The sequence below is a fragment of the Mitsuaria sp. BK037 genome, from assembly GCF_014193045.1.
Classification (GTDB): Bacteria; Pseudomonadota; Gammaproteobacteria; order Burkholderiales; family Burkholderiaceae_C; genus Roseateles.
Map to the genome: position 1 here is coordinate 208053 of NZ_JACHYS010000002.1, position 13577 is coordinate 221629.

Genomic DNA, 13577 nt, shown 5'->3' on the forward strand with positions numbered 1-13577 from the left:
CGTCCCATGCCCCTCGTCCTCGACGAAGCCTTGCCGCTACTGCCGCGCCTGCGCCGCCACGCGCGGCTGCTGTGCGGCGACGCGGCGCGGGCGGACGACCTGCTCCAGGACACGCTCGAGCGCGCGGCCCGCAAGGGCGCGCTGTTCCATGCCGAGCCCGGCCCGACGCGCCTGGATGCGCTGCGCAACTGGCTGCTGACGCTGATGCATCGCCTCTACCTGAACCAGCGCCGCGATGCCCGCGAGGCCCTGCACGACTCGCTGGACGACGAGGACACGCCGCAGCCGCTGGTCCATGAACCGCAGCAGCAGGTGGCCCTGCGCCTGGACCTCGAGCGGGCGCTGGCCGCGCTGCCCGCCGCCTCGCGCGAGATCCTGCTGCTGGTCTGTGTCGAGGAACTCAGCTACCAGGCCGCCGCCCAGGTGCTGGAAGTGCCGGTAGGCACGGTGATGTCGCGGCTGTCCCGCGCGCGGGAGCGGCTGCGGCAGTCGATGGACGGCGTCGCGCCGGCCCGCCCCCCGCTGCGAGTGGTGAAATGAGCGCCCCGCCATGACGCACGACGGCCACGAACTCGACGACGCCACGCTCCACGCCTACGTGGACGGGCAACTCGAGCCCTCCCACGCCGCCGAAGTCGCCGACCGGCTGCTGCGCCAGCCGCGCGCCGCACAGCGGGTACTGGCCTGGCGCGAGCAACGCGAAGCCCTGCAGGCGCTGCATCGCGACTGGCTCGACGAACCGGTGCCCTCGCGCCTGAGCGCCGCGCTGCACCCGCCGGCCACGGCCGCCGTCGTCGCCTCGCCCTCCCCCTGGCCGCGCGCCTGGGCCGCCGCGCTGCTGTTGGCGCTGGGCCTGGGCGCGGGTGCCGCGGGCGGCTGGGGCGGTCACGGCTGGTGGCAGGGCAAGCAGCAGGCCGCCGCGCAGGCCGCCGCCCAAGCCGCCGCGCGTGCGGCGGGCCGCGATCCAACCGTCCCCGAATACGTCCGCGACGCCGCCATCGCCCACGCCGTCTACCAGCCGGAAAAGCGCCACCCCGTCGAGGTCGGTGCCGACCAGGCGGACCACCTCGTCCAGTGGCTGAGCAAGCGCCTGGGCGCGCAGCTGTACACCCCGGTGCTGCGCGATTACGGCTGGAAGCTGGTCGGCGGCCGCCTGCTGCCCGCGAGCGACGACCCCTCCGTCGGCGGCGCGCTGGCCCGCGCGCAGTTCATGTACGAGAACGACGCCGGCGAGCGCTTCACGCTGTACGTCAGCACCGGCGCGGCATCACCGGAAGCCCCGGTCGCCTTCCGCCTGACGCAGCGCACCGAGGGCGGCAGCACGACGCGCAGCTTGTACTGGATCGACGGCAAGCTGGCCTACGCGCTCAGCGGCAACTTCGACGAGAGACGCCTGCGCGTGCTCGCCGACCTGGTCCATGCCCGCATGGGCATGATTGCCCGCGCGGCCTCATCGCCCTGACCTTTCGGCATGAAAAGTCCGGCGGGCACAATGCGCCGCCATGTCGCTCACACGCCTGATCGCCGGCCACATACGCGGCCATTGGCGGCCCTATGCCGCCAGCGCGCTGATGCTCAGCACCATCGCCGTCCTGACGGTCTGGATCCCGCGTCAGGTGGGCCATGTCGTGGACGCGCTCGTCGCGCACCGCCTCGCCGGCTGGGACCTGATCGCCCAGTTGAGCCTGCTGGTGCTCGCCGGCCTGGCGATCTACCTGCTGCGCGTGGGCTGGCGCCTGGCGCTGTTCCGCACCGCCTATGAACTCGGCCGGCAGCTGCGCACCCGCCTCTACGCCCAACTGACGCGCCAGGGTCCGGCCTTCTTCCACGCCCAGCGCACCGGCGATCTGATGGCGCTCGCCACCAACGACGTCGACGCCATCGAGATGGCCGCCGGCGAGGCGCTGCTCGCCGCCTTCGACGGCTCGCTGACGCTGATCCTGGTGCTCGGGATGATGACGATCGGCGTCGACTGGCGCCTGGGCCTGGCCGCGCTGGTGCCCTTCCCCTTCATGGCCTATGCGTTCTGGCGCATCTCGACGCAGGTCCACGTCGCCTGGTCCGATTCGCTGACGCGCTTCTCCGCGCTGAACCAGCAGGTGCAGGACAGCCTCGCCGGCGTGCGCACCGTGCGGGCGCTGGGCCTCGTGCGGCGCAGCCGCGCGCAGTTCGGCGAGCTCGCGCGTGACGCCGGCGCGGCCGCCTACCAGGCGCAGCGCTGGGAGGCGATGTTCGAACCCGCCGTCGGCCTGTCGCTGGGCGCGGCCACGGTGATCGCGCTGGGCGTGGGCGCGTGGCTGGTCGGCACAAACCTGATCACCATCGGCCAGCTGACCGCCTTCACGATGTACCTGGGCCAGCTGATCTGGCCGATGTTCGCGGCGGGCTGGGTGCTGTCGCTGCTGGAGCGCGGCCGCGCCGCGTGGTCGCGGCTGCAGCCGGTGCTCGACGCACCGGCCGGCCTCGTCGACACCGGCACGCGCGAGCTGCCCGCGCAGGCGGACATCGCCTGGGACCGCGTGTCCTTCCGCTATCCCGGCATGGCGCAGCCAGCGCTCGAGGACATCACGCTGACGCTGCCGCCGGGCCGCACGCTGGGCATCGTCGGCGCGACGGGCTCGGGCAAGTCGACGCTGCTGCGGCTGCTGCTCCGTCAGTACGAACCCGATGCCGGCGCGGTGCGCCTGGGCGGCGTGCCCGCGCCGGAGATCCGGCTCGACGCGCTGCGGCGCGGGCTGGCCTGGGTGCCGCAGGAGCCCTTCCTGTTCTCGGCCTCGGTGGCGGACAACATCGCGCTCGCGCGCCCGGACGCGACGCGCGAGCAGATCCTGGCGGTGGCCGAGCTGGCCGCCGTCCATGACGACATCGCGCGCCTGCCGCAGGGCTACGACACGCTGGTCGGCGAGCGCGGCGTGACGCTGTCCGGCGGCCAGCGCCAGCGCGTCGCGATCGCGCGGGCGCTGCTGGCGCAGGCGCCGGTGCTGCTGCTGGACGACGCGCTGTCGGCCGTGGACAGCGGCACCGAGACGCAGATCCTGGACCACTGGCGCGAGCTGCGGGAGCGCCATCCGGAGCGCAGCCTGGCGATCGTCAGCCACCGGCTGTCGGCGGTGATGGAGGCCGACGAGATCGTCGTGCTGAAGCAGGGCCGGATCGTCGAGCGCGGCCGGCATGAGGACCTCATCGCCCTGGGCGGCTGGTACGCCGGCCAATGGCGTTATCAACAACTGGAGGCCAGCCTTGACGCCGCCTGAGACCGCGTCCGGCACGGACGGCAAGACGCAGCCCGACCGCCACTCGCCGCGCGAGGCGCTGGCGCTGCTCGCGCAGGCCGCCGCACCGGAGCGCCGCGGCCTGGCCAAGGGCCTGGGCTGGCTGGTCGTGGCGGCCGCGCTCGAGGCCATCGGGCCCATCCTCGGCAAGCACTTCATCGACGCCCACGTGCTGCCGCGCGATTTCTCGCTCGGCCCGATGGCGCTGCTGCTGGGCGCGATGCTGCTGGCCGGCTGGGCCGCGAGTCTGCTGCGCTACGCGCAGCTGCGGCGCATGGCGGCGGTCGCGCAGCGCTCGGTGCTGCGCCTGCGCGAGCAGGTCTACGCCCATGTGCTGGCGCAGCCGATGGCCTTCTTCGACCGCAGCATCACCGGCCAGCTGCTGAGCCGCATCACCAACGACACGGACGCGGTCAACAACCTGTACCGGCAGGTGCTGTTCGTGATGCTGGACTCGACCATCGTCGTGGCCGGCGCGCTGGTCGCGATGGCCTGGCTGGACTGGCGGCTGATGCTGATCGTGCTGGCGCTGGTGCCGGCGAGCTCCGGGATCATCTGGCTCTACCAGCGCGCCAGCAGCGGCCCGGTGCAGAAGGCGCGGGCGCTGCGGGCCGAGCTCAACGCGCAGATGGCCGAGAGCATGGCCGGCATGGCGATGCTGCAGTCGGCCGGCGCCGCGCAGCGCTTCGCCGCGCGCTACGAGACGGCCAACCAGGCTCAGCTGCAGGCGCGCGTGCAGGAACTGCGCGCCAACGCCTGGCTGCTGAGGCCGGCGCTGGACCTGCTCAACGTGCTGCTGATCGTGACGGTGATCTACGGCTTCGGGCAGCGCGAGCTGTCGGGGATGGAGGTCGGCCTGCTCTACGCCTTCCTGGCCTACATCGCCCGGGTCGTCGAGCCGCTGATCCAGATCACGATGCAGTTCAGCCAGCTGCAGCAGGCGCTGGTGGCGGCGTCGCGGGTGCGGGCGCTGCTGCGCGAGCCGTCCGAGCCGCGCTCGCACCGACCGGACCTGGTGGTCGGCGCCGGCGCGATCCGCTTCGAGCACCTGCACTTCGCCTACACGCCGGAGCAACCGGTGCTGCGCGACCTGGACCTGGACATCCCCGCCGGCAGCTTCGTCGGCATCGCGGGCCACACGGGCTCGGGCAAGTCGACGCTGCTGGCGCTGCTGCTGCGCTTCTATCAACCGCAGCAGGGCCGCATCCTGATCGACGGCCAGCCGCTGGCCCAGCTGCCGGACGAGACCTTCCACGAGGCGCTGGGCCTGGTGCCGCAGGAGCCCTACCTGATCGCCGGCAGCGTGTGCGACAACATCCGCATGGGCCGGGCGATCCCCGACGAGCAGCTCGAGGCGGCGGCTCGCGCGGCGCGGGCGCACGACTTCCTGAGCGCGCTGCCGCAGGCTTACGACAGCCGGCTCGGCGACGGGGGGCTGGCGGTGTCCACCGGACAGAAGCAGCTGATCGCGCTGGCGCGCGCGCTGGCCGGGAATCCGCGCATCCTGCTGCTCGACGAGGCGACGGCCAACATCGACAGCGCGACCGAGGCGCAGGTCGGCGAGGCTCTGCGCGCGCTGCGCGGCCGCGTGACGGTGATCGCGATCGCGCACCGCCTGTCGACGATCCGCGATGCCGACCAGATCGTGGTGCTCAACCACGGCCGCCTGTCCGAACGCGGCACGCACGAGGCGCTGATGGCGATCGAGGGCGGCATCTACCAGCGCCTGGTGCAGCTGCAGGCGCTGGAGGAGTGAGCGGGACGGGGCCGGATGCCGCCCGCCCGCTGATCAATGCTCGCTGACCTTCGCCGCCTGCATCAGCAGGTCGAGCTTGGCCTTCATCTGGTCCTGCGACGTGCCGGTCTCCGCCCGGTACTGGAAGGTGTAGAGCACCTCCGGCGCGGGCTGTGCGTCCGCGACGCCGGGGATCGCGCTGATGATCTGCCGGTCGTTCGCGCTCACCGCGACGCCGTCATAGGGATGCGCGTGGCGCAGGCGCTTGCTCCACTCGCGCTTCACCGCCTCGCTGCCGGACTCGGCGGGCGTCCCGTGCCGGAACACATCGATCTCGGTCTTCTCGTCGGGGTTGTAGGCCACGACGCCGGCGATGCGGAGTTCATCCCCCGCTGGCGCGTGCTGGAAGGCGAGGTCCAGCCGCAGCCGACCACCCGGTTCGATCTTCTGCAGTTCGGGCCCGTAGGTGAACGCCAGACGACGGTCGTCGAACGCGAAGCTGCGTCCATAGTCGACCTTCAGCACCGGCTCCGCCAGCGGCTTCGGCAGCAGGGGCCCCTGCTGCAGGAAGCGGTTCCAGTCGGACAGCTTGCCTTCGTAGGAGGCCGCGAAGAAGCCGGTCATCCGCTTCATCCGGTCGATCTGCCCGGCCAGGCCCAGCGCGCCCGCCCGGGCCTCGAAACCGACCGAGCCATCCGGCACCGGCAGGTCGAACGCCATCATCCAGTCGCTGCCGAACCAGGTCGTGACGTGCCAGAGCCGCACCTGCCAGACCCGGCCCCAGACATCGGTGAAGCGGGTGTCCTCGGTCGGGTTGCCCAAGGAGGCCACCTTGATCGTCTCCGCGTTGACGTGGATGGTGCCCGGCGACGCCTTGAGGACCAGGTCTCTGACCATGCGGGGATCGGCATACCACTTGGCCGGATCGATGCCCTCGGGCCGGTGTCGGTGGAACACCAGGTAGCCCTTGAACTCGGCCGAATCCTGCCAGCCCTCGTGCCCGAGATCGAGCCGCGTGTAGTGCGGCTGCGTGATCACCCAGTCGCCGTTGCCGTTCTGCACGACGACGCCGGGCGCGCTGCGCTCGTAGAAGCCGTGCAGCAGCCGGTCGCTGCCATTGCCGCGAGGAAAGGTGTCGTTGGCGTTCTCGGCGAGCAGGTCCCGCAGCTGGGCGGCATTGAACTCGTCGGCCGCTTTCATGTAGGCCTGCGACAGCTCGGCGAAGCGCTTGGGCGCGGGGATGTCGACCTTGAAGCGTGCCGACCGCGTCTTGTCGAAGACGGCGAAGCCGGTGACGCCGCGCGTGTCCGCGCTCACCACGCCGTCGGGCGCGCGCTTCACGAGCGCGATGGGGACGGCGATGTTGAGCGTGTTCTCGGTGGTGCGCATCGCCCGCACGATGCCGATCACGCGGCCCGAGGCGTCGACCAGCGGTCCGCCGCTGTTGCCGCCGGAGATCGGCGCGGAGAAGCGCATCCACGACCAGCGGCCGCTGTCCTCCTCCGGCGTGTCGGAGGTGTAGTTCCCTTCCCGCATGACGACGCCCTCGCCGAGCGCGTTGCCGACGGCATAGACCGTCCCGTTGAGGACCGGCTTCTCATTGAGCGGCAGCGCGGCGACGCTGTCCGGCGGATTCGCCAGCGTAAACACCGCGAAGTCCTGGTCGACGGAGCCCTTGGTGACCTGGGCGATCGGATAGAGCTTGCCGGCCGCGTCGCGCAGCATCGGCTCGCCGCGCGAATCGCCGAACGAGGCGATCAGCACATGCATGGCGGTGACGAATTGGTGGTCGCCGATGGCGAAGGCGGTGCCGACCGACACGTACTTGTCGGCGCGCATCTGATAGGGCAGCAGCTCGTGCCAGGGCTTGTCGTAGCGGATGGACTCCTCGGCCGGCTTGGGCACGACGACCTCGAAGGTGGCCTCGCGCACCTGGCGCTGGATGTCGGGCTCCAGCGGCGCCGCGAGGGCGCCAGCGCAGAACTGCAGGCAAAGAATGCCAACACCGCCGAAGCGGACCATTGCCGCCAGTGCCCTTTTCATACATCCCCCCGTATGGCGACCGGAGGAAGGCCCGGCCGCTGGGGGATGCTGAGGTCGACAAGCTGCCCGGTGGTGTCGAGCGGGTGAAGAAGGATGAAGCCGGAGTCCTGACGACAGAAGCCCGGTCTCTCGACCGGGCTTCCAAAGGCCTCGAAGGGCAGGTTCCCAGATGAATCCCCGAAGGGCTGGAAGATTTGAATGGCCACAAAGGGCAGGACGGATTCTGCTTGTCGCTCTCAACGCCATCAAGACATTGATCCAAGTGGCGGACCTGCTTCGATAAGCGATCCGCTCACACCAGCAGGATCAACCGCTCCAGGATCAGCACCGAGAACGCGCCGATGCCCGCGATCACGGTCCACTTGATCAGCAGGATCGCGCGGCGGCGCCAGACCGGGCGCTTGGTGGCGATATAGAGCGCGAAACACAGCAGCCCCGCCACGAGCAGCAGCGCGATGACGGTGCGGACGATCAGCATGCGAGCGGGTCCGGTGCGCTCACCACGCCGGCGCCAACTCAGCGAACCCCGCCGGCGCGTCGCGCTCATCCTCGAAGGTCACGATCTCGTACGCCTCCGCGTCCGCCAGCAGCTCGCGCAGCAGCAGGTTGTTCAGCGCATGGCCGCCCTTGAACGACGTGTACGCCGCCAGCAGCGGATGCCCCACCACCTGCATGTCGCCGATCGCGTCCAGGATCTTGTGCTTCACGAACTCGTCGTCGTAGCGCAGGCCCTCGGCATTGAGCACGCGGTAGTCGTCCACCACGATCGCGTTGTCCATGCTGCCGCCCAGCGTCAGCCCCCGCGAGCGCATCAGCTCGATGTCCTTGGTCATGCCGAAGGTGCGCGCCCGCGCGATCTCGCGCTTGTACTGGCCGCTGCCCATGTCGAACACGTAATGCTGGCCCGTCGCCGACACCGCCGGGTTGTCGAACTCGATCTGGAAGCTCAGCGTGTAGCCGTGATGCGGCACCAGCTTCGCCCACATCAGGCTCTTGCCCTCGCCCTTGCGCACCTCCACCGGCTTCTTCACCCGCAGGAACTGCTTGGGCGCGTTCTGCAACTCGATGCCCGCGCTCTGCAGCAGGAAGACGTAGCTCGCCGCCGACCCGTCCAGCACCGGCACCTCGTCGGCGTTGATGTCGATCAGCAGGTTGTCGATGCCCAGGCCCGCGCAAGCCGACAGCAGGTGCTCGATCGTCTGCACCTTGGGCTGGCCGGGATCGCCGCCGGGGCTGATCGTCGTGGCCATGCGCGTGTCGCAGACGCTGTGCGTGTTGACCGGGATGTCGACCGGCTGGGCCAGGTCCACCCGACGGAACACGATGCCGGTGCCAGGCGCCGCGGGCCGCAAGGTGATCTCCACCTTCTGGCCGCTGTGGATGCCGACCCCGACCGCGCGGGTCAGCGATTTGATGGTGCGTTGCTTGAGCATGGGCGGCATTCTCCCAAATCGGGGTCAACCCTGCTGGACGACGGCCTCATGGTCCGCGCGCGCCACCGGCAAGCGCAGCGTCACCACCGTGCCGTGCCCCAGGCTGCTGTCCACCCGCAGGGACCCGCCCAGCACCTTCGCCCGGCGCTGCAAGCCACGCAGGCCGCGCCCCTGTGAAATCGTGCCGACGTCGAAGCCCTCGCCGTCGTCCTCGACCCGGATCTCCACGCGCCTGCCCAGGTCGCGCGTGACCACCCGCACCCGCGACGCCCGCGCATGCTTGAGCGCGTTGGTCAGCGCCTCCTGCATCAGGCGAAGCACATGCAGCGCGTCGGGCGGCTCCAGCCATTCCAGCGGCGGCAGGTCGTGCACGTCCCATTCCAGCTTGAGGCCGCCCAGCTGCAGCCGCTTGCCCAGCCGGTAGCGCATCGTCGCCAGCAGCGACACCAGGTCGTGGCCGACCGGCTCCAGCGAATCGATCACCAGCCGCAGGTCATCCACGCATTCGCGCAGCACGTCCACCACCTGCTCCTGCGGCATCGTGCCCTGCTCCACCGCGACCATCGCCGACAGCAGCGAGGACCCCAGCCCGTCGTGCATGTCCTGCATGATCCGCTGCCGCTCCAGCAGCAGCGCCTGCTGGCGCTCGACCTCGCGCAGCTTGTCGTGCTGCGCGCGCAGCTCGACGCTGCGCTCCTCCAGCCGCTGCGCCAGGTCCTCGTTGGCGCGCTCGACCTGGCGCAGCGCCTCGATGTAGCGGTACTGCACCGCATACAGGAAGCTGGCCAGGATCACCAGCGTCGCGAACGGCATCAGGTAGACATGCTCCGGCCACCACCAGCCCGCCAGCAGGCCGAGGTCGTGCACGCCAAGCGCCACCCCGATCACCAGCGCCGCCGCCATCACCCGCAGCTCGCGCGTGCCCTGGCGCCAGGCGACGCTCGCCACGAAGGCGGTGCCCGCCAGGCCCACCACCGCATTGCAGATGTGCAGCAGCACCAGGGCGTCGAAGCCGCGCCCCCACAGCGGCATCGACGCCAGGCTGGACACCAGCACGAACAGCGCCATGCCGCGTTCGAAGCGCGCGAAGCGCTGCCGCGCGAAGCGCAGCGCGAAGAGGAAGGTCAGCAGCATCACCCACGACATCGAGGCATGGGTCACCCACCAGAACCACTCGAGCGCGTCGCGGGTGCGCGGCAGATCCAGGTGGTAATGCAGGTTGCGGACCAGCCAGGCGACGGTGGCCAGCGAGAACAGCAGGTAGGAGGAATCCTCGCGACGCTTGAACCAGAGCAGCAGCGCGAACAGCCCCAGCGTCACCAGCGTCAGCCCGGTGGCCTGCGGCACGCCGATCTGCAGCACCCAGCGGCGATCGTGGCGCGGCTCCAGGTCCTCGCGCGCGCCCAGCCAGACGCTGGACACCGAGTAATAACCGGCCTGCATCACCGGCACGGCGATGACGACCTCGATCTCGCGCGCCTGCTGGATCTCGGTCAGCGCCGCCGGCAGCACCACCCACAAGGGCCGCACCCATTGCTCGCGCGCGCCGGACTGGTTGTCGAAGACCGGTCGCCAGCCGTCGTCGGTCTTGACCAGCACCGCTGCGGCCAGCGCCACCAGGCGCGGCATGTACAGCGCGACGCTGGTGGGCCAGCGCCCGTTAGGCGCCGCGTAGCGCAGGCGGTACCAGCGCATCTGGAAGCGCGGGGCGGCGCCGGTGGTGGTGGTCGCCTCGCGCTGCTGGAATTCAGGCAGCCGCACCGGTTGCCAGGCGGCGGGGTCCGACGGCGGCAGCAGCGCCTGCGGCAGAGCGCCGTCCTGGCCGTCCATCACGCGCAGCGCGCGCCACCAGGCCTTCAGTTGGTCCTGGGTCCACTCGCTGGTCGCGACCTCGGCCTCGGTCGCGCGCTGGGCGCCAGCGGCCGGCCCGCTGTCGGGCACCGGTCGCGCCGGCCCCAGGGGCGACGCCCGCGTGGCATGCGTGTCACGCGTCGCCCCGGTGAGCGGCATCGAGCTCGAGGCCGTCCCGTTCGAGGCCGGGCCGCCCGGTGCGGCTCGCGTCCCGCTGTCGGCATCGCCCGGTGGACCGATCTGACCGCCACTCGCGCCACGCCCTTGAGACCACGCAGTGACCGGCGCCGCGAGCATCAGCGCGAAGACCATGAGCAAGAGGAACGGCGCCATGGACGACGCCATGGACGACGCCAGGATCGACGGCTTCGAGGAACGCGACATCCATGCCTGCCGCACCCGCGCGACCGGCCCACTCGCCGCCGACATTCCATCCTCGCCCTGGACCATGCATTCGCTCTGTCTTGTGATCGGGCGCCAGTGTGCCGAAGTTCACGCAGCGGCACGAGCATTCAATTGCAACAGCCTCCCCCCGAAGGATGGGGGCGCAGCGACGCCGTCGTTCCGCCTTCCGAAAAGCAAAAGAGGCCATGCCCCCGCGAGGGGACATGGCCTTCAAGCTGATGGCGTTCGAGAAAGAGGTCGGTCTCAGTCCGCCTGCTTGCGCAGGAAGGCCGGGATCTCGATCTCGTCCATGCCGTTGGACGACAGCGCCTCCACCTTCGCGGCGGCGGTGCGGCCGTGGCGCCAGACGCTCGGCACGCTCATGCCGCCGAAGTCCGAAGCCGTCATCGGCGCGGCGGCCGGCGCGCCCTGCGCGGCGGCGCTGCCCGGCATCACCACCGGCTGCGTCAGCACCGGCATGTTGTCGGTGCCGGTGCGCAGCTGCGGCTGCTGGACGACGAGCTGCGGTTGCTGGCGCGCCGCGGAACGCTGGCTCAGGCCGGTCGCGATCACGGTGACGCGCAACTGGTCGCCCAGCGATTCGTCGTAGGCGGTGCCGTAGATGATGTGCGCGTCTTCAGCGGCATAGCGCTTGATCGCGGTCATCGCGTTGCGGCTCTCGGCCAGCTTGAAGTTGTTGCGGCTCGCCGCGATCAGCACCAGCACGCCACGCGCGCCGGACAGATCGATGCCTTCGAGCAGCGGGCAGGCCACGGCGCCTTCGGCGGCCTTGGTCGCGCGGTCCGGACCGGCCGCGACGGCCGTGCCCATCATCGCCTTGCCCGGCTCGCTCATCACGGTCTTCACGTCTTCGAAGTCGACGTTGACCAGACCCGGCATGTGGATGATGTCGGAGATGCCGCCGACCGCGTTCTTCAGCACGTCGTTGGCGTGCGCGAAGGCCTGGTCCTGCGTGACGTCGTCGCCCAGCACTTCCAGCAGCTTGTCGTTGAGCACGACGATCAGCGAATCGACATTCGCCTCGAGCTCCTGCAGGCCCAGGTCCGCGGCCTTGCCACGGCGGTTGCCTTCGAACTCGAACGGCTTGGTGACCACGCCGACGGTCAGGATGCCCATCTCCTTGGCCACGCGCGCGATCACCGGCGCCGCGCCGGTGCCGGTGCCGCCGCCCATGCCGGCGGTGATGAACAGCATGTGCGCGCCGGTGATGGATTCGCGGATGCGGGCTTCCGCTTCCTCGGCGGCCGATTTGCCGACCTCGGGTTTCGCGCCGGCGCCCAAGCCGGTATGGCCCAGTTGCAGGAGTTGATCGGCCTTGGAGCGATTCAGGGCTTGGGCATCCGTGTTGGCCACGATGAATTCCACGCCCTGGACACCTTGGCTGATCATGTGCTCGACCGCGTTGCCGCCGCCGCCGCCCACGCCGATCACCTTGATCTGGGTGCCCTGATCAAACTCTTCGATCATCTCGATCGCCATATCAAACCTCCTGTCCATATTGTGCAGTTGCCATCAGCAAAATAGAAGTGGGATCGGCCCTTTTTTAGGGGGCAAAACCCTCGAACGTCGTAAAGAAAGCGTGAGCCGATGAGTTCCGGCTTCTTAGAAATTTCCCAGGAACCAGTCTTTCGCGCGGCCGAACAGGGTCTTCACCGAACCCGCCTGCTGCGCCGCCTTGAATCCCCGTGTGCGCGAGAGCCGCGCTTCCTCCAACAAACCCATCACGGTCGCCGAACGGGGATTGGCGACCATGTCGAACAGCGCGCCGCCGTAAGTCGGATTCCCGCGACGCACCGGTTTCAGGAAAATGTCCTCGGCCAGTTCGACCATGCCCGGCATGACCGATGAACCGCCCGACAGCACGATGCCCGAGGACAGCAGTTCCTCGTAGCCGGAATCCCGGATGACCTGATGCACGAGGGAGAAGATTTCCTCCACGCGCGGTTCGATCACCCCGGCCAGTGCCTGTTTGGACAGCATGCGCGGCGCCCGGTCGCCCAAACCCGGGACTTCGACCTGGTCGGCGGGATCGGCCAGCAATTGCTTGGCCACGCCATGCTCGACCTTGATTTCCTCCGCATCCTTGGTCGGGGTGCGCAGCGCCATCGCGATATCGCTGGTAATCAGGTCACCGGCAATCGGAATCACCGCGGTATGGCGGATCGAGCCGCCGGTGAAGATCGCCACGTCGGTGGTGCCGGCGCCGATGTCGACCAGCGCCACGCCCAGGTCCCGCTCGTCGGAAGTGAGTGCAGCCAAACTGGAGGCGCTCGGGTTCAGCACGAGCTGCTCGACCTCCAGCCCGCAGCGGCGGACGCACTTGACGATGTTTTCCGCCGCGCTCTGGGCGCCGGTCACGATATGGACCTTGACCTCCAGCCGGCCGCCGCTCATGCCGATCGGCTCCTTGACCTCGTGGCCGTCGATGACGAATTCCTGCGGTTCCACCAGCAACAGGCGCTGGTCGTTCGGGATATTGATGGCCTTGGCGGTTTCCACCACCCGGGCGACATCCACCGGCGTCACTTCCTTGTCGCGCACGATGACCATGCCGGTCGAGTTCTGGCCGCGGATATGGCTGCCGGTAATCCCGGTGTAAACCCTCGAAATCCGGCAGTCGGCCATCATTTCGGCCTCTTTCAGCGCCTGCTGGATGGACTGGACAGTGGCATCGATATTCACCACGACGCCGCGTTTCAGGCCATGGCTGGGCGCCACGCCCAGGCCGGCGATGCGCAATTGGCCGTCCCCCATCACCTCGGCCACCACCGCCATGATCTTGGCGGTGCCGATGTCCAACCCGACGACCAAATCCTTGTATTCCTTGGCCATGCCTGT

10 protein-coding genes are annotated in these 13577 nt (G+C 69.8%); 4 read left to right on the top strand and 6 right to left on the bottom strand.

The annotated features are described in order from the left end of the window. Positions 1–6: 6 nt before the first annotated feature. From FHT37_RS13085 to FHT37_RS13100, 4 genes are read left to right on the top strand one after another with little or no spacing between them, the layout of a single operon-like run. Positions 7–540, top strand: a complete 534-nt coding sequence (locus tag FHT37_RS13085) for a sigma-70 family RNA polymerase sigma factor (protein ID WP_091725960.1) — start codon at positions 7–9, stop codon at positions 538–540. Between the two features lie 10 nt (positions 541–550). Then, positions 551–1462: an anti-sigma factor gene (locus tag FHT37_RS13090; protein WP_183481903.1), complete on the top strand. Its 912-nt coding sequence runs from the start codon at positions 551–553 to the stop codon at positions 1460–1462. 40 nt (positions 1463–1502) lie between these two features. Next, positions 1503–3254, top strand: coding sequence for an ABC transporter ATP-binding protein (locus FHT37_RS13095; protein WP_183481906.1), 1752 nt, complete (start codon positions 1503–1505; stop codon positions 3252–3254). Next, positions 3241–5028, top strand: coding sequence for an ABC transporter ATP-binding protein (locus tag FHT37_RS13100; protein ID WP_255489634.1), 1788 nt, complete (start codon positions 3241–3243; stop codon positions 5026–5028). The genes FHT37_RS13095 and FHT37_RS13100 overlap by 14 nt, the downstream gene beginning before the upstream one ends. Positions 5029–5061: 33 nt before the next feature. Here the strand turns inward: FHT37_RS13100 and FHT37_RS13105 are convergent, their stop codons facing one another. The 6 genes from FHT37_RS13105 to ftsA all read right to left on the bottom strand — a co-directional run bounded on the left by FHT37_RS13105 (position 5062) and on the right by ftsA (position 13571). Continuing rightward, complete coding sequence (locus FHT37_RS13105) at positions 5062–7050, bottom strand: serine protease (protein WP_183481912.1); 1989 nt, start codon at positions 7048–7050, stop codon at positions 5062–5064. Between the two features lie 292 nt (positions 7051–7342). Beyond that, positions 7343–7528, bottom strand: a complete 186-nt coding sequence (locus FHT37_RS13110; RefSeq protein WP_091725981.1) for a hypothetical protein — start codon at positions 7526–7528, stop codon at positions 7343–7345. Positions 7529–7547: 19 nt separating this feature from the next. Continuing rightward, positions 7548–8483 (bottom strand): UDP-3-O-acyl-N-acetylglucosamine deacetylase, encoded by a 936-nt coding sequence (gene lpxC / locus FHT37_RS13115; protein WP_091725987.1) that lies wholly within the window; start codon positions 8481–8483, stop codon positions 7548–7550. A gap of 24 nt (positions 8484–8507) precedes the next feature. After that, positions 8508–10667 (bottom strand): sensor histidine kinase, encoded by a 2160-nt coding sequence (locus FHT37_RS13120; RefSeq protein ID WP_175538320.1) that lies wholly within the window; start codon positions 10665–10667, stop codon positions 8508–8510. Positions 10668–10982: 315 nt separating this feature from the next. Beyond that, complete coding sequence (gene ftsZ, locus FHT37_RS13125; RefSeq protein ID WP_091725997.1) at positions 10983–12218, bottom strand: cell division protein FtsZ; 1236 nt, start codon at positions 12216–12218, stop codon at positions 10983–10985. Positions 12219–12341: 123 nt separating this feature from the next. After that, a complete protein-coding gene (gene ftsA / locus FHT37_RS13130; RefSeq protein ID WP_091726001.1) occupies positions 12342–13571 on the bottom strand; it encodes a cell division protein FtsA in 1230 nt (409 codons plus the stop codon). Positions 13572–13577 lie beyond the last annotated feature (6 nt).